The 26,899-nt window shown below is 60.1% G+C and carries 23 protein-coding genes and 1 pseudogene; 5 read left to right on the top strand and 19 right to left on the bottom strand.

All coding sequences use genetic code 11. The features are described from left to right. The first annotated feature begins 1 nt into the window (after position 1). From C4J88_RS00455 to C4J88_RS00465, 3 genes are all read left to right on the top strand, one after another. A complete protein-coding gene (locus C4J88_RS00455; protein ID WP_124405923.1) occupies positions 2-469 on the top strand; it encodes an inhibitor of vertebrate lysozyme family protein in 468 nt (155 codons plus the stop codon). Between the two features lie 715 nt (positions 470-1,184). Next, positions 1,185-2,516: a glutamate/aspartate:proton symporter GltP gene (gene gltP / locus C4J88_RS00460; protein WP_124360655.1), complete on the top strand. Its 1,332-nt coding sequence runs from the start codon at positions 1,185-1,187 to the stop codon at positions 2,514-2,516. A gap of 98 nt (positions 2,517-2,614) precedes the next feature. Continuing rightward, a complete protein-coding gene (locus C4J88_RS00465) occupies positions 2,615-3,844 on the top strand; it encodes a nucleoside recognition domain-containing protein (protein ID WP_048721443.1) in 1,230 nt (409 codons plus the stop codon). 93 nt (positions 3,845-3,937) lie between these two features. Here C4J88_RS00465 and C4J88_RS00470 read toward each other — a convergent pair whose 3' ends face one another. The 19 genes and pseudogenes from C4J88_RS00470 to C4J88_RS00560 all read right to left on the bottom strand — a co-directional run bounded on the left by C4J88_RS00470 (position 3,938) and on the right by C4J88_RS00560 (position 24,317). After that, the gene (locus C4J88_RS00470) at positions 3,938-4,549 is read right to left on the bottom strand and encodes an ABC-type transport auxiliary lipoprotein family protein (RefSeq protein WP_124405924.1); all 612 of its coding nucleotides are present in this window, start codon (positions 4,547-4,549) and stop codon (positions 3,938-3,940) included. Continuing rightward, the gene (locus tag C4J88_RS00475; RefSeq protein ID WP_124365301.1) at positions 4,546-5,484 is read right to left on the bottom strand and encodes an MlaD family protein; all 939 of its coding nucleotides are present in this window, start codon (positions 5,482-5,484) and stop codon (positions 4,546-4,548) included. The genes C4J88_RS00470 and C4J88_RS00475 overlap by 4 nt, the downstream gene beginning before the upstream one ends. A gap of 1 nt (position 5,485) precedes the next feature. Beyond that, complete coding sequence (locus C4J88_RS00480) at positions 5,486-6,289, bottom strand: ABC transporter ATP-binding protein (protein WP_124365302.1); 804 nt, start codon at positions 6,287-6,289, stop codon at positions 5,486-5,488. Next, positions 6,286-7,434 (bottom strand): ABC transporter permease, encoded by a 1,149-nt coding sequence (locus tag C4J88_RS00485; protein WP_124365303.1) that lies wholly within the window; start codon positions 7,432-7,434, stop codon positions 6,286-6,288. Before C4J88_RS00485 ends, C4J88_RS00480 begins: the two co-directional genes overlap by 4 nt. Before the next feature lie 54 nt (positions 7,435-7,488). Continuing rightward, on the bottom strand, positions 7,489-8,520 hold the full coding sequence (locus tag C4J88_RS00490) for a DUF5924 family protein (protein ID WP_124365304.1): 1,032 nt from the start codon (positions 8,518-8,520) through the stop codon (positions 7,489-7,491). A gap of 70 nt (positions 8,521-8,590) precedes the next feature. After that, positions 8,591-9,973 carry a pitrilysin family protein gene (locus C4J88_RS00495; RefSeq protein ID WP_124405925.1) on the bottom strand — a complete coding sequence of 461 codons (1,383 nt, stop codon included), beginning with the start codon at positions 9,971-9,973 and terminating at the stop codon, positions 8,591-8,593. A 58-nt stretch (positions 9,974-10,031) separates the two neighbouring features. Continuing rightward, a complete protein-coding gene (locus C4J88_RS00500; protein WP_124369101.1) occupies positions 10,032-11,690 on the bottom strand; it encodes a Na/Pi cotransporter family protein in 1,659 nt (552 codons plus the stop codon). Positions 11,691-11,941: 251 nt separating this feature from the next. Beyond that, positions 11,942-12,709, bottom strand: a complete 768-nt coding sequence (locus tag C4J88_RS00505; RefSeq protein ID WP_124360663.1) for a TerC family protein — start codon at positions 12,707-12,709, stop codon at positions 11,942-11,944. Between the two features lie 68 nt (positions 12,710-12,777). After that, entirely contained in the window at positions 12,778-14,085 is a 1,308-nt protein-coding gene (locus tag C4J88_RS00510) for a CitMHS family transporter (RefSeq protein WP_049710719.1), read from the bottom strand. A 367-nt stretch (positions 14,086-14,452) separates the two neighbouring features. Further along, entirely contained in the window at positions 14,453-16,414 is a 1,962-nt protein-coding gene (locus C4J88_RS00515; protein WP_124405926.1) for a DUF4105 domain-containing protein, read from the bottom strand. After that, entirely contained in the window at positions 16,411-16,731 is a 321-nt protein-coding gene (locus C4J88_RS00520) for a DUF2388 domain-containing protein (RefSeq protein ID WP_124405927.1), read from the bottom strand. Before C4J88_RS00520 ends, C4J88_RS00515 begins: the two co-directional genes overlap by 4 nt. Before the next feature lie 38 nt (positions 16,732-16,769). Then, a complete protein-coding gene (locus C4J88_RS00525) occupies positions 16,770-17,078 on the bottom strand; it encodes a DUF2388 domain-containing protein (RefSeq protein WP_124405928.1) in 309 nt (102 codons plus the stop codon). An 81-nt stretch (positions 17,079-17,159) separates the two neighbouring features. Beyond that, positions 17,160-17,480, bottom strand: coding sequence for a DUF2388 domain-containing protein (locus C4J88_RS00530; protein ID WP_124405929.1), 321 nt, complete (start codon positions 17,478-17,480; stop codon positions 17,160-17,162). 331 nt (positions 17,481-17,811) lie between these two features. Continuing rightward, on the bottom strand, positions 17,812-18,027 hold the full coding sequence (locus tag C4J88_RS00535; RefSeq protein ID WP_003187413.1) for a DUF1127 domain-containing protein: 216 nt from the start codon (positions 18,025-18,027) through the stop codon (positions 17,812-17,814). Between the two features lie 318 nt (positions 18,028-18,345). Further along, positions 18,346-19,839, bottom strand: a complete 1,494-nt coding sequence (locus C4J88_RS00540; RefSeq protein ID WP_124405930.1) for an acetyl-CoA hydrolase/transferase family protein — start codon at positions 19,837-19,839, stop codon at positions 18,346-18,348. 233 nt (positions 19,840-20,072) lie between these two features. After that, positions 20,073-21,509, bottom strand: a complete 1,437-nt coding sequence (locus tag C4J88_RS00545) for an NAD(P)(+) transhydrogenase (Re/Si-specific) subunit beta (protein ID WP_124369107.1) — start codon at positions 21,507-21,509, stop codon at positions 20,073-20,075. Further along, positions 21,509-21,829 carry an NAD(P) transhydrogenase subunit alpha gene (locus C4J88_RS00550; protein WP_003187417.1) on the bottom strand — a complete coding sequence of 107 codons (321 nt, stop codon included), beginning with the start codon at positions 21,827-21,829 and terminating at the stop codon, positions 21,509-21,511. The genes C4J88_RS00545 and C4J88_RS00550 overlap by 1 nt, the downstream gene beginning before the upstream one ends. A gap of 15 nt (positions 21,830-21,844) precedes the next feature. Further along, entirely contained in the window at positions 21,845-22,966 is a 1,122-nt protein-coding gene (locus C4J88_RS00555) for a Re/Si-specific NAD(P)(+) transhydrogenase subunit alpha (RefSeq protein WP_124405931.1), read from the bottom strand. Positions 22,967-23,418: 452 nt separating this feature from the next. Next, positions 23,419-24,317 (bottom strand): annotated as a pseudogene (locus tag C4J88_RS00560) (LysR family transcriptional regulator). A 157-nt stretch (positions 24,318-24,474) separates the two neighbouring features. On the opposite strand from C4J88_RS00560, the gene C4J88_RS00565 reads away from it, so the two are divergent. After that, positions 24,475-25,656 carry an acyl-CoA dehydrogenase gene (locus tag C4J88_RS00565; RefSeq protein WP_124405932.1) on the top strand — a complete coding sequence of 394 codons (1,182 nt, stop codon included), beginning with the start codon at positions 24,475-24,477 and terminating at the stop codon, positions 25,654-25,656. A gap of 13 nt (positions 25,657-25,669) precedes the next feature. Then, positions 25,670-26,890 carry a CaiB/BaiF CoA-transferase family protein gene (locus tag C4J88_RS00570; RefSeq protein WP_124405933.1) on the top strand — a complete coding sequence of 407 codons (1,221 nt, stop codon included), beginning with the start codon at positions 25,670-25,672 and terminating at the stop codon, positions 26,888-26,890. Positions 26,891-26,899: the final 9 nt, after the last annotated feature.

Raw genomic sequence — 26,899 nt, forward strand, 5'->3', positions numbered from 1 at the left:
TATGACCACTTTGTCCCTCAAAGCCATTGCTGCTGCCGTGCTGTTGAGCGGCAGTGGCCTGGTGATGGCCGCCAACGACGGCCAATCCCGGGCCAACGAATTGCTCAGCACGGATGCGCAGTACCGTGAAACCTGGCAAGGCGTAGTGAAGAAAGAAGAGCGCCTGCCGGAATGGGTGATGAACCTGTCGGGTACGGCTGAGCAGATGAACGCTGTCGAAGAGGATGGCGACAAGTATCTGGTAGGGCCGCTGTGTGAAACGGCAGATACCTGCCTGAACAAGCGCCTGATCGTCGCCTTCAGCCTCGATAAGGAAGATGCCTACGCGATGTTGGTGGAAGTCCCGGCAGGTCTGCCGAAGGACAAGTCCCCAACACGCCACGCCGATTACCGTTTTCTCGGTAAGCCGGACGAAGGCATGAAAAAGCTGCTGATGGAGCAGCTGAAGAAAGATCCGAATTGGTACTAGGTTCCGTCTCACGGAGCCGGCGTCCATAGAAAGAAGCCAGTTCGCTTCTTTCTGTTTGCATCGCTCGCCAAGGGCGATGCATGACCAGGGGGCCGGGTTGCTCTGATCGATCAGGATCGGCGCGACCTACGGGTACAGGGAGTGCCTGCGCAAGGGCCGGGTCAGGCGAAAAGCTGCGACGCAAGTTCACAAGTCCTCAAGCTTGCTGAACTTGCGGCGGGCTTATGCTGTTCATCGTTCGCGCGTCATGCCGCCCATAGCCGACATTCATCGTTTTTCCTCCCGCCAACCATTACCTTGTGTGTCGGCGCGACCATCTATCGAGAAAACTTTGCTGACGCTATAGGCAGTTTCTTACGCCAGGCTGCGGATTTTCCAAGCATTTTCAGCAAACCCCTCTAGCCATTCGGTATCTCTGTGCATACCGGAATTGGCAGCTTCACGGCAGGTTCACCCGCTTGAATGGCGCATTCGAACTGACCGTTCAGACAATTATTTTCAAGAATAGCCATGCCGATTCGGCATAGGGTAGGCGTTTACGGCATTAGACGTCGCTCCCTTGCATGGGAATAGTTGCGGCTTTTTTCGCCTGCCAGTAAGCCATTTCGGCCACGCTGCGGTGACCTTCCATGGAGGCAGATGCACACACTTTTTCGCTTTCGAGCGGTCCAGCTGGCGCATTTGCCTTAAGTTCACTTGAAGTAAGGGTAATGACATGAAGAAGGCAAAGCTAAGCCTCGCCTGGCAGATCCTCATCGGTTTGGTACTGGGGATCGCGATCGGCGCAGTGCTCAACCATTTCAGTGCTGAAAAGGCCTGGTGGATCAGCAACGTGCTGCAGCCGGCGGGCGATATCTTTATCCGCCTGATCAAGATGATCGTCATCCCAATCGTGATTTCCTCGCTGATCGTGGGCATTGCTGGCGTTGGTGACGCGAAAAAGCTCGGTCGCATCGGTGTCAAAACCATCCTCTACTTTGAAGTCGTCACCACCATCGCCATTGTGGTCGGCCTGTTGCTGGCCAACCTGTTCCATCCGGGCGCGGGCATCGACATGAGTACCCTGGGTACAGTCGACATCTCCAAGTACCAGGCAACCGCCGCCGAGGTGCAGCATGAGCATGCGTTCATCGAGACCATTCTCAACCTGATCCCGTCGAACATCTTCGCTGCCGTTGCGCGCGGCGAGATGCTGCCGATCATTTTCTTCTCCGTGCTGTTCGGCCTGGGCTTGTCGAGCCTCAAGCCGGAACTGCGCGAGCCGTTGGTGACCATGTTCCAGGGCGTGTCCGAGAGCATGTTCAAAGTCACTCACATGATCATGAAGTACGCCCCTATCGGTGTATTTGCCCTGATCGCGGTAACGGTCGCTAACTTCGGCTTCGCCTCGCTGCTGCCGTTGGCCAAGCTGGTGATCCTGGTGTACGTCGCGATTCTGTTCTTCGCGTTTGCGGTGCTGGGCATGATCGCCCGCCTGTTTGGTTTCTCGATCCTCAAGCTGATGCGCATCTTCAAGGACGAGCTGGTGCTGGCCTACTCCACCGCCAGCTCTGAAACCGTGCTGCCGCGCGTGATCGAGAAGATGGAAGCCTACGGCGCGCCGAAGGCGATCTGCAGCTTCGTGGTGCCGACGGGTTACTCGTTCAACCTCGACGGTTCGACCCTGTACCAGAGCATCGCTGCAATCTTCATCGCGCAGCTGTACGGCATCGACCTGTCGATCGGCCAGCAACTGATGCTGGTCCTGACCCTGATGGTCACCTCCAAAGGTATTGCCGGTGTGCCGGGTGTGTCCTTCGTTGTGTTGCTGGCGACCCTGGGCAGTGTGGGCATCCCATTGGAAGGCCTGGCGTTTATCGCGGGTGTCGACCGTGTGATGGACATGGCGCGTACCGCGCTGAACGTGATCGGCAACGCTTTGGCCGTGCTGGTTATCTCGCGCTGGGAAGGTATGTACGACGATGCCAAGGGCGAGCGCTACTGGAATTCGCTGCCGCACTGGCGCAGCAAAGAAGCGCTGCCGGCCGGCGAGATCACGCGCGGCTGATCGCTCGATTGCGCTGACACAAACCCCGGATAATTCCGGGGTTTGTCGTTTCTGCCAGCCCCGCTATCATTCGCCCCAACTTTCGGGGGATTTAACTGATGCTCAATGGCCTGTGGCTTGGCTTCTTTGTCGTGGCAATGGTGTCAGCACTGGCGCAATGGCTGGTGGGCGGTAACGCCGGGATTTTCGCGGCGATGGTGGAAAGCATTTTCGCCATGGCCAAATTGTCGGTGGAGGTCATGGTGCTGCTGTTCGGCACCTTGACGTTGTGGCTGGGCTTTCTGCGTATCGCCGAAAAAGCCGGGATCGTCGATTGGCTGGCCAAGGCCCTGGGCCCGCTGTTTCGCCGCCTGATGCCGGAAGTGCCCGCCGGCCACCCAGCCATCGGCCTGATCACCCTCAACTTCGCCGCCAACGGCCTGGGCCTGGACAACGCCGCCACGCCTATCGGCCTGAAAGCCATGAAGGCGCTGCAGGAACTCAACCCTATCCCCAACACGGCAAGCAACGCGCAGATCCTGTTTCTGGTGCTCAATGCGTCCTCGCTGACGCTGTTGCCCGTGACCATCTTCATGTACCGCGCCCAGCAAGGCGCTGCCGACCCGACGCTGGTGTTCCTGCCAATCCTGCTGGCCACGAGCGCGTCGACCCTGGTCGGCCTGCTGTCGGTGGCGGTCATGCAGCGCCTGCGCTTGTGGGACCCGGTCGTGCTGGCCTATCTGATTCCCGGCGCGTTGGTGTTGGGTGGCTTCATGGCGCTGCTGGCGACTTTGTCCGCGACCGCACTGGCCGGCTTGTCGTCGATCCTGGGCAACCTCACCCTGTTTGGCTTGATCATGCTGTTCCTGGTGATCGGCGCGTTACGCAAGGTCAAGGTGTACGAGGCCTTCGTCGAAGGCGCCAAGGAAGGCTTTGACGTTGCCAAGAACCTGTTGCCCTATCTGGTAGCGATGCTCTGTGCGGTGGGTGTGTTACGTGCGTCCGGCGCGCTGGACTTCGGCCTGGAAGGGATTCGCCACTTGGTGGCCTGGACCGGCATGGACACCCGCTTTGTCGACGCGCTGCCGACCGCGATGGTCAAGCCGTTCTCCGGCAGCGCGGCGCGGGCGATGCTGATCGAGACCATGCAGACCCAGGGTGTGGACAGCTTCCCGGCGTTGGTGGCGGCGACGATCCAGGGCAGTACCGAGACCACGTTTTATGTGTTGGCGGTGTACTTTGGTTCGGTGGGTATCCAACGGGCGCGGCATGCGGTGGGGTGTGCGTTGTTGGCAGAATTCGCCGGAGTCGTTGCGGCTATTGCGGTGTGTTACTGGTTCTTTGGTTGAAGCTGGGATCGCTATCGGGAGCAAGCCCCCTCCCACATTTTAACTGCATTCACAGGTCAAAATGTGGGAGGGGGCTTGCCCCCGATTAGGCCATCAGTGTTTAGAAGCAGCATTGCCTTGTGCGACCACCCAATCCACCACCTGTCTGTTCAAACTATCCCCCGCCTGCCCAAACCCAGCCACCACCGCCGGCACCTGGGTATCGCTCACCGGCTGGCGCACTTCAAACCGGCGACTGGCAATGATGCGCTGATCACTGCCGCGCACCAGCCGCGCATCCAGGCGAATCACCACGTCCACGGCCTTGCCGTGATATTCACTCTGAAACGCCTGCAACTGGCCGCCGAGCTCATAGTCGGCTTGCAGGTTAGTCTCGTCGGTACTCAACAGCGTCACCCGGCCGTCACGCTGGAAGCCATCCAGCAGGCGATTACGCAACAGCACCGGCGCCGGATCGCTCCAGCGCGAGTTCGCATAGCTGCTGATCAAATCGCCATTGGGCACCACCGCAATGCGCGGGCTGTCGAGAAATTCGCTGGTCTGTGGCTTGGTCACGCGCAGTGACCAGCTTACTGGTGCGCCTTGGCTGACGGGCTGGGCCGAAGCCAGGCGGTACACGTCGGACGGGTCCGGCTTGGGCAGGATCGAGCACGCGCTCATCAGCGCGAAGGCTGCCGGGGCGATCATTCGGTAAGCACGCTTCATGGCGTGAACTCCTTGTTCTTGTCACTGCCCAGCAGGTAACCGCTGGGGTTGGCTTCGAGGCGGCGCGAGATGGCGCGCAACGAACCGAGGGTTTCGCGCAGTTCGCGCACGGCCGGTGCCAGCTCATTGAGGCCCTGCAGGCCGCTGTTCACCGAGTCCTTGTTGTTGGCCAGCAACGTGTTGAGGGTGGCGGTGCTTTGCTCAAGAGACTTCATCGCCTGCTCCGCGCTGCCAAAGGCTTGCTTGCCTTGGTCATTGAGCAAGCCGTTGGCGTTGCGCATCAGCGCCGTGGTCTGCTCCAACGCACCGCCGGCCTGTTTGCTCACTTGCAGCAATTGCTGCATCACCACTTTGATGTCGCCGCGCTGGTCGGCGATGGCGCCAGTGGTTTGCTGCAGGTTGTCCAGGGTCGTGCTCAAGCGTTCGACGTTTTCCCGGGAGAACAGCTGGTTGGCGTTATGCAGCAGCAGGTTGATGCTGGTCATCAGATCGTTGCTGTTATTGAGCAGACGTGCGATGGGCGATGGTGACGCGATGATTTCCGGCAGGTTGCCATCCTTGCCCTTGAGTTCCGGGCTTTGCGGGGTGCCGCCGCTGAGCTGGATGATCGAGGTGCCAGTAATGCCGGTCAGGGCCAGCTTGGCCTGGGTGTCTTCCTTGATCGGCGTTTGCCCGGCCAGGCGGATGCGCGCCAGCACGCGGCGTGGGTCCTTGGGGTCCAGGCGCAGGCTGGTGACATCGCCCACCTTGATCCCGCTGTACTGCACCGAACTGCCTTGGGACAGGCCGCTGACCGCTTCGTTGAACACCACCTCGTAATCGCGGAAAGCACTGTCGACGCTGGATTTGGCCAGCCACAGGCCGAACAGCATCGCGCCGACCACCACAATTACGCTGAACAATCCGATCATCACATGATGGGCTCGGGTTTCCATGTCATACCTCGTTGAGCGATTGAGCGGCATCCAATGCCGCGCGGCCTCGGGGGCCGTGGAAATATTCGTGAATCCAGGCGTCGTCGGTTTCCGAGACAACATCAATGGCATCGGCCACCAGCACTTTCTTCTGCGCCAGCACCGCCACGCGGTCGGTGATGGTGTACAGCGTGTCGAGGTCGTGGGTCACCAGGAACACACTCAAGCCCAGCGCATCGCGCAGGGTCAGGATCAGTTGGTCGAATTGCGCCGCGCCAATCGGGTCGAGGCCGGCGGTGGGTTCGTCGAGAAACAGGATGTCCGGATCCAGGGCCAGCGCGCGCGCCAGGGCGGCGCGCTTGATCATGCCGCCGGACAGCGACGCCGGGTATTTGTCGGCCGCCGACAACGGCAGCCCGGCCAGGGCCAGCTTGACCGCCGCCAAATGCTCGGCATCCGCACGGCTGAGCCCGGCGTGCTCGATCAACGGCAAGGCGACGTTCTCGGTGACGGTCAGCGAGGAAAACAACGCGCCCTTCTGGAACAGCACGCCGAAGCGCCGTTCCACCAATGAGCGTTCATGCTCGGGCAAGCTCGGCAGGTTCTTGCCGAACACCCGAACTTGCCCCTCGCTGGGCCGGCGCAGGCCGACGATGCTGCGCAGCAACACCGACTTGCCGCTGCCAGAGCCGCCGACCACCGCCAGGATTTCACCCTTGTACAAATCCAGGTCGAGGTTTTCATGCACGCTCTGGCTGCCAAAGCGGTTGCACAGGCCGCGTACCTCAATCACCGCCTCGGTGGGCGCTCGATGCAGACGACTCACCAGCCCATCTCCATGAAAAACATGGCAGCGACCGCGTCCAGCACGATCACCACGAAAATCGATTGCACCACGCTGGAGGTGGTATGCGCGCCGACGGACTCGGCACTGCCGCTGACCTTGAACCCTTCCAGGCAACCAATTGCGGCGATCAGGAACGCGAAAATCGGCGCTTTCACCATGCCCACCAGAAAATGCTGCACGCCGATGTCCGACTGCAGCAGCGACAGAAACATCGCTGGCGAAATATCCAGGGCCACCGCACACACCACGCCGCCGCCGACGATCCCTGAAAGCATCGCCAGGAACGTCAGCATCGGCAGCGCCACCAGCAGCGCCAACACCCGTGGCAGTACCAGCAGCTCCATGGGGTCCAGGCCCAGGGTGCGGATCGCGTCGATTTCTTCGTTGGCCTTCATCGAGCCGATCTGTGCAGTAAAGGCACTGGCCGTGCGGCCGGCGATCAGGATGGCGGTGAGCAATACGCCGAATTCGCGTAGGAAAGAGAACGCCACGAGGTCCACGGTGAATACCGTCGCGCCAAAGCTCTTGAGCACGGTGGCGCCGAGGAAGGCCACGACGGCACCGACCAAGAAGGTCAGCAGCGCGACGATCGGCGCGGCGTCGAGACCGGTCTGTTCGATATGCGCCACCATCGGCGTCAAGCGCCAGCGCTTGGGCCGCAAGATGCCGCGCACGAAGGTTTCGAGGATCAGGCCGATGAAGCCCAGCAGTTTCATCCCGTCTTGCCAGACGGTGTCCACGGCGCGGCCGATGCGCGCCAGCACCTGGATGCTGGTGCTCTCTTCCGGTTCTTTGAGCGGTACGCAAAAATCATTCAGCGAGCGGTAGACCGTCTTGAGCAGCGCCCGGTCGGCGGCGGACAGGCTGCAATCGGTCTGCTCGGCGGAGTGTTCGATGCGGTCGGGGCCCAGCAGCTCCACCAGCAGCGAAGCACCGGCGGTATCCAGGGCGCCGAGGCCGTTAAGGTCGATGCGTGCGCCAGCGTCGTATCGGCCGTCGAGTGTGGCCGACAACTTCTTCAGGTTTGCGTAGTGGGCAAGCGTCCAGTCACCGGTAATCCGCAGCAGCGGCGGTGTGCTGGACGTATCGAGTTGGGCCGCGCCGGCTGTCGTGCGAGTGGTCATAAGCTCCGAGCTTGTTTGGCTATCCACAATTGCTACGTAATAGCATGATCGGGCCTACTCTGGGTTGTCCGTTTGTGCTGAGTCGGTGACGTTGAAGCGCAGCACGCCAATGACTTGGCCGTCTTCGGTCAGCACCCGCACCTGCCAGCGGCCTACCGAGTCCGGCGGGAAGTTCTGCTTGTGGGTCCAGGCGCGGTAGCCCTCCTTGCGGCCGCCATGGATATCCAGGGCAATGCGGTCGACTTCCTTGCCGTTGAATTTCCACACATGGTAGATCCGCTCATCCAGGCCGCGCGGGGCGTTGATGGCGGTGTAGGCGTACAGCCCGCCGCTGCGCAGTTGGGCGGCGCTGACCTGCTTGAGGTCGTCGCCCGGTGTGCGGTCCTGGAGCTGGGTGCTGATGGCCACTTCGGTCATCCACAGGGTGGCAGGTGGCACCCAGCTTCGCAGCAGCCAGCCGGCGCAGCCGATCGCGGCCGTGACGCCCAGCAGCATCGCCCAGCCCTTGATGCTGCGCAGTGGCAGGCTGACGGCCAGGCTCGGAATCGACAGGGCCATGGCGACGCCCAGGGCCAGCTTGTAACTCTCGGCGGTGGTCAGGTGCAGAATGATCGGCAATGCGGTCAGCAGTGCGGCGAATAATGTCAGCGTATGCAAGGCGAGGAACAGGGAGCGCTTGGGCGCCAGCCACTTGTAGTACAGCGGGTCGATGATCGACACCAGCGCCGCCGCACCGAGCAGGCCGGTGAACACCGACTGGCCACTGTTCCAGGCCGTAGTGACGAAAAAGAACGGCAGCACGAAAAACAGACTTTCCTGGTGGATCATCTGGGTGGCGTAGCGCAGCAGCGGTTCGGGTATTTCGCGGTTGAACAGCTTGGTAAACAGTTGCGTGAAGCTGTTTTCCAGCATCAGCCACAGCCAGCTCACCAGCATGATCACGGCAATCCAGCTGGCCATGCCTTGCTGGCGGTCCACCAGGATGAAGCTGCCCACACCCGATATGAAACCGCCGAGTGCGATCACCCCAGGGTAGCGTTTGATCAGTTCTATAACGCGCTGGATAAGGGGCGGTAAGTTCGGCATGGACGATTCACAATGTGTGTGGGAAAAATCCGAGACAGAATAACGTCTTAGTCCGTTGTTCGGTGCTTCATTACAGGGTCCGTTTGCGAGAAAACCGTAGCGCCGCCCCAGCCAGGATGATCAGTCCCAGCACACCCGCGCCGATCCAGCTCAGGGCGTTATAGCTCAACAGCGGCTTTTCGACCCGCCAGTAGCCCGGCTGCTCCAACACCTGGCGCATGGCCTGATTGGTCTGCGCCAGGGTCACGGCCTTGATGCGTTTGGCCGGGTCGCCGAAGCGGCCATCGGCATATTCGCCGGCCGCGCTCCAATAATAGTCGGCCAACGCGCTGTTGCCCTGCACTGCCCAGGCCTGGCGGGCGATGGCGGCTTGCTGCAGGCGAGCGAACACCGCCGGGTCGAGACCGTCCTTGAGCAGCTGCGCCTTGAGGTCTTGCAATACCTGTTCGGCTTGCTCGAGGTTGTCCCGTTCGAGGTCGGCGTTCAGGCTGAGGAAACCGACGCCGCCGAGCACTTCGCGTTCGGTCCACGGGCCGTAAGACAAGCCGTGCCTGAGCCGCAGTTGGCGGTACAACGCCCAGTCGAGGTAGTCCTTGAGCAGGTCGTAGGTTTCATCATGCTGGTCGTCCAGCACCGGTTCCGGGAACAGCCAGTGCAGCTTGGCGTTGTCGCCGACCCAGCCGTGGATCAGGTCACGCTGGCTTGCAGCGGCATGCTGGATTTGCGGCAGCGGCCGGTGTTCGCTCGGCTCTACCGGGTCGAGTTGGCCATAGGTGCGTTCCAGGTAGGCCGGCAGCAGTTTGTCCAGATCGCCGACGACGATCAGGGTCATATTGTTCGGCGCGTACCAATTTTTGCGCAGCGCCTCCAACTGATCGCGCGCGAGGTGGCTGACCTCGGCGCGTTCGGCGCACTTGAGGCCCAGCTCGACGGCTAACTGGTTGCTGGCGTTGTGGCCGAGGTCCTGGCGGTCGAGCAGGCGTTGCAAGTGCGAGTAATGGCCGCCGTCCTCGCGCTCGACCACCTGCTTGGCAGCGTTGATATGGGCGTCGGTCAGTTGGGTGCGGGTGATGATTGCCAGCAGCAGGTCCAGCACCTTGCGCTGGTTCTGCGCGGGCGCCTCGATGACGAACGTGGTGTCGGCGTTGCTGGTGTAGGCGTTCCACTCGCCGCCCAGGGCTTGCATGCGGTCTTCGAGGTCGCCTTCGCCACCGCCATCGATGCCGCTGAACAACAGGTGTTCGAACAGATGCGGCAGTTCTTTCTGGTCGCAGCTGAAATCGTCCAGGCCCACGCCAACCACAAGGCGGATGGCCACATGCCCGCGCTCGGTGCCCGGTTTGAGCAACAGTTGCAGGCCGTTGGGCAAGGTGTAGCCCTCGACTTGCAGGCGGTCAAAGGCAAAGGTGTGTGCCGAGCCCAGCAGCAGGCAGGCGAGTAACAGGCGACGCATAACAAGCTTCCTGGCGAACGAGGTCCATTGTTAACTGACTTCGCTGGCTGGCGTACGTTCAGGGCGAATGGGTGATGTCGGCAATATCTTCAGCAGAGAGTGCGCCGGTGTCGGACGTTTCCAACACGACATAGGCGCTGCTGCAGAACAACGAGTTCAAGCGCTTCATGTCGGCAATCAGCTCCAGGTGCAGGGAACTGGTTTCCAGGCTCTGCACGATTTTACGCTGCAGGCGGCTGACGTGGGCGTGGGCCAGGCGACGTTCCTGGGCGCGAAAGCGGCGTTTCTCACGCAGTAATTGACGGGCGCTTTCCGGATCGCCGCTGAGGAAGACAGACAGGCCCAGGCGCAGGTTGGCGATCAACTGGCTGTGCAGGCCGCTGAGTTCTTCCAGGCCGACCTCGGAAAATTGCCGACGTTGGGAAGTCTTCTGCTGCTGGACTTTGCGCAGCATGCGCTCGATCAAGTCGCCCGCCAGCTTCAGGTTGATGGACAGCTCAATGATTTCCGCCCAGCGTCGGTTGTCCTGTTCACTCAGGTCTTCACGGGGCATTTGCGCCAGGTAAAGTTTGATCGCGCTATAAAGCGCCTCGACGTCATCGCTGAGGCTGCGCATTTCCTGGGTAATGGCGGTTTGTTTGCCGCGCAGCACTTCCTGCATCGAGGTGAGCATGTTGTCAATCAGGTCGCCGAGCCGCAGGGTTTCGCGGGCGGCGTTGGCCAGCGCCAGGCTCGGCGTATTCAGCGAGGCCAGGTCCAGATGGCGCGGCTTGGCTTTGCCATCGGTTTCTGGCCGCTCCGGCAGCAGCCATTCGCACAGCCGTGCCATCGGGCCGATGGTGGGCAATAGAATCAGGCAGCGGCTGACGTTGTAGAGCAGGTGGAACGTGATGACCATGGCCTGAGTGCTGTAGTCCAGGCCGTCCATCCAGCGTACGAGTGGGTCGAGTACCGGAATGATCAACAGCAGGCCGATCAACTTGTACAACAGGCTGCCCAGGGCGACTTGCCGCCCGGCGGTGTTCTGCATGCTGGTGCTGAGAAAGGCCAGGATGCCACTGCCGATGTTGGCGCCGATCACCAGGCCGATGGCCACGTGCAAACCGATCACGCCGGCACCGGCCAGCGTTGCCGTCAGCAGCACGGCGGCGAGGCTGGAGTAGGAAATCATCGCGAACAGCGCACCGACCAGGGCATCGAGCAAGATGTCGCCGGTCAGCGAAGCGAAGATGACTTTGACACCTTGGGCATGGGTAATCGGCCCGGCGGCTTCGACGATCAATTGCAAGGCGAGAATGATCAGCCCGAGGCCGATCCCGACCCGGCCGAGTTGCCCGGCCCGCGTCTGTTTGCGCGACAGGAAAAAAATCACCCCGAGGAAGATCAACAGCGGCGATAACCAGGACAGGTCCAGGGTGAGTACCCGCGCCATCAACGCGGTGCCGACGTCGGCGCCGAGCATGGTGGCCAAGGCGGGCGTAAGGCTCATCAGCCCTTGGCCGACAAAGGACGTCACCAGCATCGCCGTGGCATTGCTGCTTTGCACCATGGCCGTCACCAGGATCCCGGCGACAAACGCCAGCCAGCGCTTGGACATATTCTGCCCGATGACTTGGCGCAAGTTGGAGCCGTAGACCCGCAGGATGCCGGTACGGACGATGTGCGTGCCCCAGATAAGCAGGGTCACGGCGGAAAGCAGATTGAGCAAGGTCAGCATGCTCGGCCCCCCGTGTGGGTGCGCTCCAACAGGAGCGAAGGAAAGTTGCCGCGTGCCGTTCTACGTCTTGTACTTAAGCTGTAGTTGGCGAATGGGCTCTGCGCCAGCATCGCATAGCTAAACTCGGGATTGAAACAAAACTGTCATATGTAGGAGCGAGCTTGCTCGCGAAGAACGTCAACGATTACGCGTACTGCCTGGTTTAACGCGTTGTCCTTGGGTTCTTCGCGAGCAAGCTCGCTCCTACAGGTTTATTGACCCGGAACGTCCTTGCGCAGTTTCACCGGGTCCTGCTGTTTCTTCTTTTTCGCGATGGCGGTGCGCATCTTGATGTTCACCGCTTCCACTGCCAGCGAGAACGCCATGGCGAAGTAGACGTAGCCTTTTGGCACGTGCACGTCGAAGGATTCGGCGATCAGCACGGTACCCACTACCAGCAGGAACGACAGCGCCAGCATCTTCAGCGACGGGTGCTTGTCGATAAATTCGCTGATGGTGCCAGCGGCCAGCATCATCACCAGTACGGCAACCACGATAGCGGCAATCATTACCGGCACATGGGAAACCATGCCGACGGCGGTGATGACCGAATCCAGGGAGAACACAATGTCGATGATCGCAATCTGGATGATGGTGTAGATGAACTTGCCGCCGGCGCCTTTAGGCTCGTCGTTGGTTTCATCTTCACCTTCCAGGGCGTGGTACATCTCCTGGGAGCTTTTCCACAACAGGAACAGGCCACCGAAGAACAGGATCAGGTCGCGACCGGAAATGCCCTCGCCGAACACTACGAACAGGTCGGCGGTCAGTTGCATGACCCAGGTGATCGACAGCAGCAACAGGATACGCGTGACCATCGCCAGGGCGAGGCCGAAGATCCGGGTGCGTGCCTGCATGTGCTTGGGCATGCGGCTGACCAGGATCGAAATCATGATGATGTTATCGATGCCCAGGACGATCTCGAGGGCCGTCAGGGTGAAGAAGGCAATCCAGATTTCCGGATTGGTCAGCCATTCCATGTGTATTCCTTTGAGCAAGTGTTAGACCGCGCAAGCTGTAGCGCCGCGCGGTAGGTGAGTCGGTACGATTATAGAGTGCTGAACAGCGGAAAAATCCCCATCAGCAACGCGGCGAACATTATGCACAGGCATACCAGTACTGCCCACTTGAGGGTGAAGCGCTGGTGATCGCCAAACTCGATACCCGCCAGCGCGACCAGCAGGTAGGTCGAGGGTACCAGTGGGCTCAGCAAATGCACCGGTTGCCCGACGATCGACGCACGGGCCATTTCCACAGCGGTGATGCCGTAGTGGCTGGCGGCTTCGGCCAGTACCGGCAGCACGCCATAGTAGAACGCATCGTTGGACATGAAGAAGGTAAACGGCATGCTTACCAGCGCCGTGATCACCGCCAGGTACGGGCCCATGGCTTCAGGGATGACCGCCAGCAGGCTCTTGGACATGGCATCGACCATGCCAGTGCCCGACAGGATGCCGGTGAAGATACCGGCGGCGAAGATCAACCCGACCACCGCCAATACGCTGCCGGCGTGGGCCGCGACGCGGTCTTTCTGTTGTTGCAGGCACGGGTAGTTGACGATCATCGCGATACTGAACGCCACCATGAACAGCACCGGCAGCGGCAACAGGCCGGCGATGAGCGTGCACATCAGCGCAAGGGTGAGCGCGCCGTTGAACCAGATCAGCTTCGGACGGCGGGCGTCGGGGAATTGCGACACGCTGATGTCGCTGTGGTCGATCTCGTCGCCCTGCAGGTGCAGTTCACCCAGGCGGGCGCGCTCGCGCTTGCCGTACATATAGGCAATCACCAGGATCGCCACCACGCCGGCGGCCATGGCCGGGATCATCGGCACGAAGATGTCCGATGGGTCCACATGCAGCGCACTGGCGGCGCGGGCCGTCGGGCCACCCCAGGGGGTCATGTTCATCACGCCACCGGCAAGAATGATCAGGCCGGCCATGATCCGCGGGCTCATGCCGATGCGCTGGTACAGCGGCAACATGGCGGCGACGCAAATCATGTAAGTGGTGGCGCCGTCACCGTCGAGGGACACCACCAGGGCCAGCACGGCGGTGCCGACCGAGACTTTCAGTGGGTCGCCCTTGACCATCTTGAGGATCTTGCGCACGGCCGGGTCGAACAGGCCGGAGTCGATCATCAGGGCAAAGTAGAGGATGGCGAACATCAGCATCACGCCGGTCGGCGCGAGCTTGGTGATGCCTTCGAGCATCATCGGGCCGATCTTCGGCGCGAAACCGCCGAACAGCGCGAACAGGATAGGCACGATGATCAAGGCGATCAGCGCAGACAGGCGCTTGGTCATGATCAGGAACATGAACGTGATGACCATGGCAAAGCCAAGGAAAGTCAGCATAGGAATACTCCAGGCGTAGCGCGGCTAGGGAATGGCGAACCGGGTGGGGTCAGCGCAGAACGAAAGGCACGTGGCGTACGGGGGGAGTTGGGGCAAACAGGCGGGTACGGACGGACATCGGGAATCACCATTGTTGTTGTTAACAGTCGGTCTGTTGCCGACAGTGGGGGTGATCCTAGACGGGTAAGCTTTCAGCCAGCTTTCGCTGAGAAAACAGGTGATACACGGTCGTGAGGCTTATTCAGATACAAATGTGGGAGGGGGCTTGCTCCCGATAGCGGTGGGTCAGCCAGCACATGTATCAGCTGACCCAATGCCATCGGGAGCAAGCCCCCTCCCACAATTGGTTTTGCGTACCGCTGAATCTTCAGGGCAGTTCGAGACCACCGGCCGCCTTGTGCAAAGCCCGCAGATGTTCGCCCATCTGCTTGAGATTGGTTTCGCAAGCGGCAATCTCGGCAGCACGGGCAGGCTCGAGCAGCGCCCTCACCTCTTTATCCAGTTCGCCGGTCAGCGATTGCAGTTGCTTCTGGCGCTCGGCACTTTCCGATTCCAGCCGCTTGGCCTCCGACGGTTGCGGCAGGCCGTAGCCGCCACTGTCGAGCAGTTCGGCCGGACGGCTGAGGAAGCCGCTGTTGGCGAGAATTTGCTGCAGCGTGTTATTGGCTTTCTCCATGCCGCCGTTTTTCAGCTCCCGGGCATTGAGGTAGCGTTGTTTGACTTCGTCCTGGGCGAGCATCAGTTGTTTGCGATAGCTGGCTTGTTCCAGCAACAGCAACGCGGCGCTGGTGCGCAAATCGGCCTGGCTGAACCATTGGCGGCGCTCTTGCGCATTCAGCGACAGCCACTCTTCGACTTGGCTCTGCTTGATCGGCAGACGCTTGCGCAGTACATCGAACATCGCCTGGTAGCGCTCGCGGAACGAGTCGAAGTGATAACCCAGGCGCAACGCCTCGCGCTTGTCGTTCAGCACGCTGGTGTCGGCCAACCCACGTGCGCTGAGCACTTCCAGCAAGCCGTTGGGGGTGATGTTGTCCAGGCCGGTCAATTGGGGGTTGGCGCTGCCGCTGCGCAACAGCTTCAGGCTTTCTACCGCGCAGTTGTTGGAAATAAAGAAGTAGTTGCCGTCGTAGCTCCAGTGCATCTCGGCGGCATGTTCGACCGTGTCGTTGATTTCCTGGCGGTTGAGCTTCAGCGGCACCGATGCCAAACCGCGCAGCTCGGTCTTGGTGTATTCGTCGATGACCTGGGCCAGCGGCAGCACAAACAGGCGCGACGGGTATTTGCCCACCAGGCCATCCCAGCTCGACAGCTGGACGTCACCGACGAAGGCGCGGTAGGACAACACCAGATGCTGATCCAGGTCCAGCCGGCAATCCGGCCCGCGCGGACGGCCCGGCGCGCAGATCACCAGACGCAGCATACTGTGGCCCCAGCGGCTTACCAGATTCTGGTTGGCTTCGGCGAGCAGGTAGTCGATTTCGTACACGCGCTCCGGGTCGATGTGGCCCAGGGGGGTTTTGGCGAAGTCATTGCCGGCGTTCAAAAACGCGTAGGTATTGCCGCAGGCGTCCTGCCCGGGCGGCGCCCAGCCGAAATGTTCCTTGTAATAGCGCGCCAGCGCGGGGCGGCGGCAGGCGTAGCTTGGGTCGAGGAGGAAGTACTCCATGTTGACCGCGACGAATTCCAGCGGGCTGGTGGTTTCGTAGATATCCGGGCTGCGCACCACCTGATTATTGTGCTGTTCGCGTTCGCCGCGACGGCCGACGTATTGCGGCCAACCGGCGAGGTCCAGCAAGCGTGGGTCGTCACTGAGCGTGAAGCGCCGGTCATTCTGGCCACGGCATTGATCGGGCAGGCCAATCAAACCGGTGATGCTGTTCTGGCGGCTGCAGCGCTGGATCAGGGCTCGCTCGTCTTTGGACCAGAGGCGCGCACGGTCGTAGATATGGGTCAGTTCATGCAGCACGGTGGCGAGCATTTCCTTGCGCACGGTGCCGTGGGGGCGGTTGGTTTTCTGCGTGGCGGCGCTGCCGTCGGTCAGGCTGGCAAGCAGGTTCTGGTTGAGGTCCAGTTCGGACACCAGGGAGGCCTGGCCATAAGCGTTTTCAGGCATCTTGTCGGTCCAGCCGACGTCGATACGGCGGTCCAGCTGCTCGATGAAACGCGGCGGCAAGGCGCCCATCGCTTCATCGAGCAGCGCCTGGCTGGCCTGCTGTTGCGCCGGGCTCAAGCCATCGGTCTTGAGCCGCAGTTGCAGGCTGGCCTGGGCTGTACCGGCACACAGCAGCACGGCCCCGGCCAGGAGCCAGGCGTTGATTCGCCTCACAGAGCGAGGATAGCTTCGGCGAGCGTCTGGTCGCTGGCATCACGGGCTTGTGGCACGCGGGTGCGCAAGGTGTCGAACGCCGCCTCGAGTTGCGCGCCACGAATCTCGCCGTTGGTGGCGACGAAGCTGGCGGCATCATCGTGGGCTTCGCGCACGATTTTGGAGTCGCGGATGGAGGTGGTGGTGTCCGAGGTGAAATCAATAGTGCGCGCCGAAGCACGGACGATGATGTTACTGGTGGCCTTCAGGGTTTGCGCCTGGGCGACATCGGCCAAAAACAGCAGGCCGAGGGCGGCGATGATCAACGGGCTACGCATGGGGTGACTCCAATACAAAGATGGACATACAAAGATGATTATTGGACGAGAATTGCCTGCGCCAGTTCAAGGTCGCTCGCATGAAGTTTTGGCTGGGTACGGCGCAGGTAATCCAGCGCGGACTCCAAGCGTGCGCCCCGCCATTGGCCGTCAGTGGCAATGAAAGCAGCAGCATCATCCTTGGCAACCCGTACCAATTTGTTGTCGAACGGCGCAGAGGTCACCTTGCTGGTGGCGTACGCGCTGACAACGGTGCTCTGGATGGACACGTCAAAGGCCGAAGCCGGCGGTGCCCAGCAGGCGCAGAACATCATAGGAACAATCAACAGACGGTATGAAAAAGCCATGGGACTCGACAACTGAAAACGAGCGCCAAGGCTAGCGCAATGACCGGATGAGGGCCAGTGCGACTGGCCCTTCCCCTGGTTTTAGATCGCCAGGATGGCCTGGGCCAATTGAGCGTCGGTGGCGGTGCTCAACTGCGGCGCCTGCTGGCGGATCTGGGCCAGGGCGCTTTCCAGTTTCACACCACGGATGGCGCCTTCGCTGGCGACAAAACTGGCGGCGTCGTCACGGGCGGCTCGCACCACTTTGTTGTCGCGCAGGGAGGACGTGGCATCAGAGGTGGCGTCGGAGGTGGCTTTCAGTGCGCCAACGATCGAATCGGTGGTCACGATAAAGCTGCTCGCGTTGGCATTGGCAGCAGCGACCAACAGGGCGGCAGTGCACAGCAGGCGAAGACGGGACATGGGGTAACTCCTGTAGATGAGCAAATAAAGTGGCGCAGAGTGGCCACAATGAAACGGACGTTGGCATTTGGGCATCTGACGCCCGTTCTACAAGGTTCGCCACGTAGTGATTGGATATTAGGCCACCGCTTGTCCATTCGGAAGTCGTCGTTTAACTGTTGTGGTTATATTTTAAAATATAAAAACTGTATTGGTTCGGCAGATTATCGCTGTTTCAATTGCATCGCATCAGAAACAGTAAAGCCCGCCTCCGGTTACCCGGGGCGGGCTTTGCTTTGACAAATCAGAGTGCTGGCAGTGGACCCGTCAGGTCAGGGCCAGCGAGCGCCAATCAGCGCCAGAACGGCTTGCTCAGCTCTTCGTAGCGTTGAGCTTCGCTGATACCAGCATCGGCCAGCAGACGCGAATCCAGGCGAGCCAGTTGGTGGCGGCTGGAGATGCGGCGCTGCCACAACATCAGGTTGGCGAGAACGCGCAGAGGCAGGGAAGCCTGGGTGTTAACAGCTTTTTCTTCGAAGAACAGTTCGGAACTGAGTGTACGTTCCATGATGACATCCTTCCGCTTGTGGCGGGATTAGGTAGTGGTTTAACTGATGCCAATCATCCTCCTCGCACGCAAGACTCTCTAGATACAGTTCACCTGTATTGTGAGGGGCCAGTTAACTGTTTATAGAGGCTGTACCGTACGAAATGAGGGCAACTGTACCTGCTCGCACTGAAACAGTGCGAAATAGGCATTTTAGAGGAGAGGTGTAGGATATTTCGGTAGGAAAAGACCGGTACAGCAGTACAGTTTTTGACGTAACCACCGCTTAAGCGACCGGATCGATGAAACTGTCTAGGCATCAACCCGGTTGTGTACCCCTCAACCTTTGAGCATGTGTCCGGTTTCTTCCAGGTTAATGTGCCAGCTCAGTGCATCACGCAGGATGTGCGGGGTATGCCCGCCAAGCGCGCAGGCGGCCTCGAAGTAACTGTTCAGCGCATCGCGATACGCCGGGTGCACACAGTTGTCGATGATCACTCGGGCCCGCTCCCGTGGCGCCAGGCCACGCAAGTCGGCCAGGCCCACTTCGGTCACCAGGATGTCTACGTCATGTTCGGTGTGGTCCACATGGCTCACCATCGGTACCACGCTGGAAATCGCGCCGCCTTTGGCAATCGACTTGGTCACGAAGATCGCCAGGTGCGCATTGCGCGCAAAGTCGCCGGAGCCGCCAATGCCGTTCATCATTCGCGTGCCGCAAACGTGGGTGGAATTGACGTTGCCGTAGATATCGAACTCCAGCGCGGTGTTGATACCAATAATGCCCAGGCGACGCACCACTTCAGGATGGTTGGAAATTTCCTGCGGGCGCAGCACCAATTTGTCCTTGTAGTGCTCAAGATTGCCGAACACGTCGGCATTGCGCCGCTCCGACAGGGTAATCGAGCTGCCGGAGGCGAAGCTCAGCTTGCCGGCGTCGATCAAGTCGAACGTCGAGTCCTGCAGCACTTCCGAATACATGGTCAAGTCTTCGAACGGCGAGTCAATCAGGCCGCACATCACCGCGTTAGCGATATTGCCGATACCGGCCTGCAGCGGGCCGAGCTTGTTGGTCATGCGCCCGGCGTCTACTTCCTGTTTCAGAAAGTTGATCAGGTGATTGGCGATGCCTTGGGTATCGGCGTCGGGTGGCGTCACGGTGGACGCAGAATCCGCCTGATTGGTGATCACAATAGCGACGATTTTTTCGGGCGGGATAGGAATCGCCGGGCTGCCAATGCGGTCGTCGACTTTAACCAGCGGAATCGGCGTGCGGGTTGGCCGGTAGGAGGGGATGTAAATATCGTGCAGCCCTTCCAGGTTCGGATTGTGCGCCAAGTTGATCTCGACGATCACTTGCTTGGCAAAAATCGCGAAGCTGGCCGAGTTGCCTACCGAGGTGGTGGGCACGATATGCCCAAGCTCGGTGATTGCAACGGCTTCGATTACCGCGATGTCCGGCAACTTGAGCTGATTGTTACGCAGCTGCTCGACGGTTTCCGACAGGTGCTGGTCGATAAACATCACCTCGCCCGCATTGATCGCCTTGCGCAGCGTGCTGTCGACTTGGAAGGGCATGCGGCGTGAGAGTACGCCGGCTTCGGTCAATTGCTTGTCCAGGTCGTTGCCCAGGCTGGCGCCGGTCATCAGGGTGATTTTCAGCGGGGAAGTCTTGGCGCGCTCGGCCAGGGCGTGAGGAACGGCCTTGGCTTCACCGGCACGGGTGAAGCCGCTCATGCCGACGGTCATGCCGTCTTCGATCAGTGCGGCGGCGTCTGCCGCGCTCATGACCTTGTTCAACAATGAAGGCAAGCGGATACGATCACGGTACATGAATGGTTATCTCGGGCTACGGAAGCAAGGTGGGCAGTGTAGTGATTTCAAAAAGTTTCGGCCCGCTACCATGGTCGAATGCCGAGTAGCGATTTAGAGCCTTTGGTCGGGTTTCATATGAGTGTGCAAGCGGGACGTGCAACGTCCCCGGCTGCATTCCCACGCAGAGCATGGGAACGAAAAAACCCCAGCCTACGTGAGGCCAGGGTTTCGGGTGTTGCGCTGGCGCAGTGTTATTCGACGGCCTTGACCATGTCTTCGATGACCTTCTTGGCATCACCGAAGACCATCATGGTCTTGTCCAGGTAGAACAACTCGTTATCCAGGCCCGCGTAGCCGCTGGCCATCGAGCGCTTGTTGACGATGATGGTCTTGGCCTTGAACGCTTCAAGGATCGGCATGCCGGCGATCGGTGAGTTCGGATCGTTCTTGGCGGCCGGGTTGACCACGTCGTTGGCGCCCAGCACCAGTACCACGTCGGCCTGGCCGAACTCGGAGTTGATGTCCTCCATCTCGAACACTTGGTCGTACGGCACTTCTGCTTCGGCGAGCAGTACGTTCATGTGCCCAGGCATACGGCCCGCCACCGGGTGGATCGCATACTTCACTGTCACGCCGCGGTGCGTCAGCTTCTCGGTCAGTTCCTTGAGCGCGTGCTGCGCCCGGGCCACTGCCAGACCGTAGCCCGGCACGATGATTACGGTGTCGGCGTTGGTCAGCAGGAACGTGGCATCGTCGGCCGAGCCGGACTTCACCGGCCGTGCTTCTTTAGAGCCTGCCGCAGCGGTGGCGTCTGGCGTGTTGCCGAAACCGCCGAGCAGTACATTAAAGAAGGAACGGTTCATCGCCTTGCACATGATGTACGAGAGGATTGCGCCGCTGGAACCCACCAGGGAGCCGGCGATGATCAGCATCGAATTGTTCAGCGAGAAGCCGATGCCCGCCGCTGCCCAGCCGGAGTAGCTGTTGAGCATCGACACGACGACCGGCATGTCGGCGCCGCCGATCGGGATGATGATCAGCACGCCCAGGACAAAGGCCAGGGCCAGCATCACTGCGAAGGCAGTCAGGTTGCCGGTGAACATGAACGCCAGGCCCAGGCCCAGCGTGAGCAGGCCCAGCACCAGGTTGAGCTTGTGCTGGCCACCGAACTGTACCGGTGCGCCCTGGAACAGGCGGAACTTGTACTTGCCCGACAGCTTGCCGAAGGCGATCACCGAACCGGAGAAGGTGATTGCGCCGATGGCGGCGCCGAGGAACAGCTCCAGGCGGTTGCCCGCAGGAATCGCGTCGCCCAGGTGTTTGACGATGCCCAGCGATTGCGGCTCGACGACAGCTGCGATGGCGATAAACACTGCGGCCAGGCCGATCATGCTGTGCATGAAAGCTACCAGCTCCGGCATCTTGGTCATTTCTACGCGCTTGGCCATGATCGAGCCGGCGGTGCCGCCGATCAGCAGGCCGACGATCACGTAACCGATACCGGCAGTCGCCAGCTCAGCGCCGAGCTTATAGATGAGGCCGACGGTGGTGAGTACCGCCAGCGCCATGCCGAGCATGCCGAACAGGTTGCCGCGCCGCGAAGTGGTCGGGTGCGAGAGGCCTTTGAGGGCTTGGATGAAACAGATCGACGCAATCAGGTAGAGCGTCGTGACGAGGTTCATGCTCATTACTTTGGCGCCTCTTCTTTTACTTTCGGGGCTTTTTTCTTGAACATCTCAAGCATGCGCCGCGTGACCAGAAAGCCACCAAATACGTTGACCGCTGCCAGCGCCACGGCCAGGGTGCCCATTGTCTTGCCCAGCGGCGTCACCGTGAGGGCGGCGGCGAGCATGGCGCCGACGATCACGATAGCCGAAATGGCGTTGGTCACGGCCATCAACGGCGTGTGCAGCGCGGGTGTCACGTTCCAGACCACGTGGTAACCGACATAAATCGCCAGCACAAAGATGATCAGGTTGTAGATACCGGGGGAGATAAGCTCTTCCATCGTCTGAATCCCTGCTTAGGCGTTTTTGCGGATGACTTGGCCGTCGCGGCACATCAGGCACGCGGCGACGATGTCGTCTTCGAGGTTGATTTCAAACTGCCCTTCCTTGGTGAACACCAGCTTCAGGAAGTCCAGCAGGTTGCGTGCATACAAGGCCGACGCATCGGCGGCCACGGCGCCGGCCAGGTTGGTCGGGCCGCAAATGATCACGCCGTTTTCCACCACCACTTGATCTGCGACCGTCAGCGGGCAGTTGCCGCCCTGGGCTGCCGCGAGGTCAATGACAACCGAGCCCGGCTTCATCTGTGCGACGGTTTCGGCGCTGAGCAAGGTCGGTGCTTTACGACCGGGGATCAATGCCGTGGTGATGACGATATCGGCTTGCCTGGCGCGCTCGTGCACAGCCAGGGCCTGGCGCTGCATCCAACTGGTGGGCATCGGGCGTGCGTAACCACCGACGCCGACCGCGCATTCACGTTCCTCATCGGTTTCGTAAGGCACATCGACGAACTTGGCGCCGAGGGATTCGATCTGTTCCTTTACGGCCGGGCGTACATCAGAGGCTTCGATTACTGCACCCAGGCGTTTCGCCGTGGCAATGGCCTGCAAACCGGCGACGCCAGCGCCAAGGATCAGCACGCGGGCCGCTTTCACGGTGCCTGCGGCGGTCATCAACATCGGCATGAAGCGCGGGTAGTGGTGGGCAGCCAGCAATACCGCCTTGTAACCGGCGATGTTGGCTTGTGAAGACAGCACATCCAGGCTCTGGGCCCGCGAGGTGCGTGGCGCGGCTTCGAGAGCGAAGGCCGTGATGCCGCATTCTGCGAGCTTGGCGATGGTTTCGTTGCTGAACGGATTGAGCATGCCCACCAATACGGTGCCGCTTTTGATCAGCGCCAGTTCGCTGTCGCTGGGGGCAACCACCTTGAGGATCAGTTCGGCGCCAAACGCATCGTTGGCGCTGCCAATGGTTGCGCCTGCCGTTTCATAAGCACTGTCGACGATGCTGGCTTTAATGCCTGCGCCGCTTTGTACAGTGACCTTATGGCCCTGGCCGATCAGCTTCTTGATGGTTTCCGGGGTGGCAGCCACCCGCGTTTCACCGGTCTGGGTTTCGAGAGGAACACCAATGTGCACGTCAAATCTCCTGCATGATCTTTTTGCTTTTGATCTTTTTGTAAAAAGGCCAGTGCGCCGTGAGTGGCACAGCTGGGGCGGCCGATCAGCACGATCCCGCTGAAATGACAGCGGGGCGCGGCATTTTGCAGGCGAACTTTACGGCCTTCAAGGGATTATGACGGGTGACGAAAAATTAACTACAAGTCACCCTGTGACTGATTGTCGCAATTCAAAGGAATAACCTTATTGAATACAGGCTGTTAAGCACTTTTGTAGTGAAATATACGGTTTCCACATGGTCATGGTGAATAGTCGGTTATTGACCTGTGATGGTCGCTATAGGCCATGAAAATCATGGCTTTGAGCCTAATTTGTGTTCGGCAGGTACAGTCTGTTTAAATGCGACATCTACGTATATCTGTAGGGCTTTTATTTATCTGACTACAAGGTCAATAAATTGCTGTATGCCTTTAAATGTTGGGGTTGTAGCGCTGAGATTGGCCGATAAGCCATTCTCGGAACGCATGCAATGAAGCAGATTCGACCTTTCGGTCTGGAATCATCAAGTAATAGGCCTTATCGCTGCTCAGGGTCTGGTTGGCGGCGATCACCAACTGTTTCTCCTGTAACTCCCGCTTGATCAAGAAGGGCGGGATCAACGCGATGCCCATGTCATGCATAGCCGCCTGGGACAACATTGAGAATAGCTCGTAACGCGGGCCTGTCATGTCGCGGGGAACGCTCAGTTGCTGGGCGTTGAACCACTGGCGCCAGGCATAAGGGCGGGTTGTCTGCTGCAGCAGGGGCAGTTCGGCGATTTCCCGAGGAGTGAAGTGCGCAAGGTCGCCGAGTAAGCGTGGGCTGCAGACGGGCACAGGGTTTTCACCCATGAGCCGATGGGATTCCGTGCCGGACCAGTCGGCATCGCCGAAGTAGATCGCAGCGTCGAACTCGGTGTCGGCAAACAGGAAGGGGCGCGTGCGGTTGGTCAGGTTGACCGTCACTTCCGGATGCTGCTGTTGGAAGTCCTTCAGGCGCGGGATCAGCCACTGGGTGCCAAACGTCGGTACCACCGCCAGTTCGATCACATTCGCACCCTGCTGGCCCATGACGGAAAGGGTGTCGCGCTCCACTGCGTCCAGTTGCGTTGCCACTCTGCGGCTATAGGACAGCCCTGCCTCGGTCAGCTTCACTCCGCGCCGCGAGCGCCGAAACAGTTCGACACTCAAAAACTCTTCAAGGCTGGCGATCTGCCGGCAGATCGCGCCTTGGGTGATGGAAGCTCCTGCGCCGCCTTGGTGAAGCTCTCGTGGCGGGCTGCTGCTTCAAAGCTGATGAGCGCGGTAGTGCTGGGGATTTTCCTGCGCATGTACATTGTCCTCACATGTAAGGCGCATTTTTGGCCTTATCGAGCATCACGAAGTGAGAAATTAGCACAAGCTCATGCAGAAACCTCGTTTGCCCTCTGCACCGTCCCGACCTAGTCTGCATGCACGACGTTTGATTCTTTTCGTGAGGACTTATTCATGGCTGGCAAGGCAAGCTTCAACTGGATCGATCCACTGCTGCTGGATCAACAGCTCACCGAAGAAGAGCGCATGGTGCGTGACAGTGCCGAGCAATTTGCTCAGGACAAGTTGGCGCCTCGAGTGCTTGACGCCTTCCGTCATGAAAAGACCGACCCCGCGATCTTCCGCGAGATGGGCGAAACCGGCTTGTTGGGAGCGATGATTCCCGAGCAATACGGTGGCAGTGGCTTGAACTATGTCAGCTATGGGTTGATTGCCCGTGAAGTCGAGCGTGTCGATTCCGGTTATCGCTCGATGATGAGCGTGCAGTCCTCACTGGTGATGGTGCCGATCAATGAATTCGGTACCGAGGCGCAAAAGCAAAAGTACCTGCCGAAATTGGCCTCGGGCGAATGGATCGGCTGCTTCGGTCTCACCGAGCCCAATCATGGTTCTGATCCGGGCGCGATGATCACCCGTGCGCGCAAAGTGGAGGGCGGCTACAGCCTGAGCGGCGCGAAGATGTGGATTACCAACAGCCCGATCGCCGACGTGTTTGTGGTGTGGGGCAAGGACGACGCTGGCGACATACGCGGGTTTGTCCTGGAGAAGGGCTGGAAAGGCCTGAGCGCGCCGGCGATTCACGGCAAGGTCGGCCTGCGGGCGTCTATCACCGGCGAAATCGTCATGGATAACGTCTTTGTACCGGAAGAGAACATCTTTCCGGATGTGCGTGGCTTGAAGGGACCTTTTACGTGCCTGAATTCGGCACGATACGGCATCTCCTGGGGCGCGCTGGGCGCTGCCGAGTTCTGCTGGCATACCGCGCGTCAGTACACCCTTGATCGCCACCAGTTTGGCCGGCCATTGGCCGCGACGCAGTTGATCCAGAAGAAGCTCGCCGACATGCAGACCGAGATCACGTTGGCGCTGCAAGGCTGCCTGCGGTTGGGTCGGATGAAGGATGAAGGGACGGCGGCGGTCGAGATCACTTCGATCATGAAGCGCAACTCATGCGGCAAGTCTCTGGATATTGCGCGCATGGCCCGTGACATGCTGGGTGGTAACGGTATCTCCGACGAGTTTGGGGTGGCGCGCCATTTGGTCAACCTGGAGGTGGTCAACACCTATGAAGGTACCCATGACGTGCATGCCTTGATCCTGGGGCGCGCGCAAACCGGTCTTCAGGCGTTCTATTAATAGGAGCATGGGCATGGGCGCGCTTTCGCATCTGCGAGTACTGGATTTATCGCGAGTACTGGCGGGCCCTTGGTCCGGACAGATACTTGCGGACCTCGGGGCCGAGGTAATCAAGGTCGAAAGGCCGGGCAATGGTGACGACACGCGCGCCTGGGGGCCGCCCTTCCTCAAGGATGCTTATGGTGAGAACACCAGTGAGGCGGCGTATTACCTGTCGGCCAACCGAAATAAAGAATCGGTGACCATCGACTTCACCAAGCCTGAGGGGCAGAGGCTGGTGCGTGACCTGGCTGCCAAGTCGGACATTCTGATCGAGAACTTCAAAGTCGGTGGCCTGGCGGCTTATGGTTTGGATTATGAGTCGCTCAAGGAGATAAATCCGGAGCTGATCTATTGCTCGATCACAGGCTTCGGCCAGACCGGACCTTATGCCACGCGTGCCGGCTATGACTTCATGATTCAAGGACTGGGTGGGTTGATGAGCCTGACCGGTCGGCCTGAAGGGGATGATGGCGCGGGGCCGGTAAAGGTTGGGGTGGCATTGACCGATATTCTCACGGGGCTTTATTCAACCGTGGCTATCCTGGCCGCCCTTGCCCACCGGGATCACGACGGCGGCGGGCAGCATATTGATATGGCGCTGCTGGATGTACAGGTGGCTTGCCTGGCTAATCAGGCGATGAATTACCTGACGACCGGAGTCTCGCCAAAACGCCTGGGCAACGCGCATCCGAATATCGTGCCTTATCAGGACTTTCCTACGGCCGATGGTGATTTCATTCTGACGGTGGGAAATGACGGGCAGTTTCGCAAGTTCGCCGAGGTGGCTGGGCAGCCACAGTGGGCGGATGATCCGCAGTTCTCTACCAACAAGATGCGGGTTGCCAATCGTGTGGCGCTGATCCCGTTGATTCGTCAGGCGACGGTCTTCAAGACCACGGCGGAGTGGGTATCGCAACTGGAGAAGGTAGGCGTGCCGTGTGGGCCGATCAATGATCTGGCGCAAATGTTCGCTGATCCGCAGGTCAAGGCGCGGGGGTTGGCCATGGAGCTGCCCCATGCTTTGGCGGGGATGGTGCCTCAGGTCGCCAGCCCGATCCGGCTTTCCAAGACGCCTGTGGAGTATCGCAGTGCGCCCCCGCTGCTGGGTGAGCACACGCTTCAAGTGCTGCAGAGTGTACTGGGGCTGACGCCGTTGAATGTGGCTGCTTTAAGAGAGGCTGGCGTCATCTGAGTGCGCGCT

Origin of the sequence: Pseudomonas sp. R4-39-08 (assembly GCF_003852275.1) — a bacterium.
GTDB lineage: Bacteria > Pseudomonadota > Gammaproteobacteria > Pseudomonadales > Pseudomonadaceae > Aquipseudomonas.

Coding starts and splice junctions, on each gene's coding strand:
- C4J88_RS00455 (WP_124405923.1), top strand. CDS start 2: ATGACCACTTTGTCCCTCAAAGCCATTGCTGCTGCCGTGCTGTTGAGC.
- gltP (WP_124360655.1), top strand. CDS start 1,185: ATGAAGAAGGCAAAGCTAAGCCTCGCCTGGCAGATCCTCATCGGTTTG.
- C4J88_RS00465 (WP_048721443.1), top strand. CDS start 2,615: ATGCTCAATGGCCTGTGGCTTGGCTTCTTTGTCGTGGCAATGGTGTCA.
- C4J88_RS00470 (WP_124405924.1), bottom strand. CDS start 4,549: ATGAAGCGTGCTTACCGAATGATCGCCCCGGCAGCCTTCGCGCTGATG.
- C4J88_RS00475 (WP_124365301.1), bottom strand. CDS start 5,484: ATGGAAACCCGAGCCCATCATGTGATGATCGGATTGTTCAGCGTAATT.
- C4J88_RS00485 (WP_124365303.1), bottom strand. CDS start 7,434: ATGACCACTCGCACGACAGCCGGCGCGGCCCAACTCGATACGTCCAGC.
- C4J88_RS00490 (WP_124365304.1), bottom strand. CDS start 8,520: ATGCCGAACTTACCGCCCCTTATCCAGCGCGTTATAGAACTGATCAAA.
- C4J88_RS00495 (WP_124405925.1), bottom strand. CDS start 9,973: ATGCGTCGCCTGTTACTCGCCTGCCTGCTGCTGGGCTCGGCACACACC.
- C4J88_RS00500 (WP_124369101.1), bottom strand. CDS start 11,690: ATGCTGACCTTGCTCAATCTGCTTTCCGCCGTGACCCTGCTTATCTGG.
- C4J88_RS00505 (WP_124360663.1), bottom strand. CDS start 12,709: ATGGAATGGCTGACCAATCCGGAAATCTGGATTGCCTTCTTCACCCTG.
- C4J88_RS00510 (WP_049710719.1), bottom strand. CDS start 14,085: ATGCTGACTTTCCTTGGCTTTGCCATGGTCATCACGTTCATGTTCCTG.
- C4J88_RS00520 (WP_124405927.1), bottom strand. CDS start 16,731: ATGCGTAGCCCGTTGATCATCGCCGCCCTCGGCCTGCTGTTTTTGGCC.
- C4J88_RS00525 (WP_124405928.1), bottom strand. CDS start 17,078: ATGGCTTTTTCATACCGTCTGTTGATTGTTCCTATGATGTTCTGCGCC.
- C4J88_RS00530 (WP_124405929.1), bottom strand. CDS start 17,480: ATGTCCCGTCTTCGCCTGCTGTGCACTGCCGCCCTGTTGGTCGCTGCT.
- C4J88_RS00535 (WP_003187413.1), bottom strand. CDS start 18,027: ATGGAACGTACACTCAGTTCCGAACTGTTCTTCGAAGAAAAAGCTGTT.
- C4J88_RS00540 (WP_124405930.1), bottom strand. CDS start 19,839: ATGTACCGTGATCGTATCCGCTTGCCTTCATTGTTGAACAAGGTCATG.
- C4J88_RS00545 (WP_124369107.1), bottom strand. CDS start 21,509: ATGAGCATGAACCTCGTCACGACGCTCTACCTGATTGCGTCGATCTGT.
- C4J88_RS00550 (WP_003187417.1), bottom strand. CDS start 21,829: ATGGAAGAGCTTATCTCCCCCGGTATCTACAACCTGATCATCTTTGTG.
- C4J88_RS00565 (WP_124405932.1), top strand. CDS start 24,475: ATGGCTGGCAAGGCAAGCTTCAACTGGATCGATCCACTGCTGCTGGAT.
- C4J88_RS00570 (WP_124405933.1), top strand. CDS start 25,670: ATGGGCGCGCTTTCGCATCTGCGAGTACTGGATTTATCGCGAGTACTG.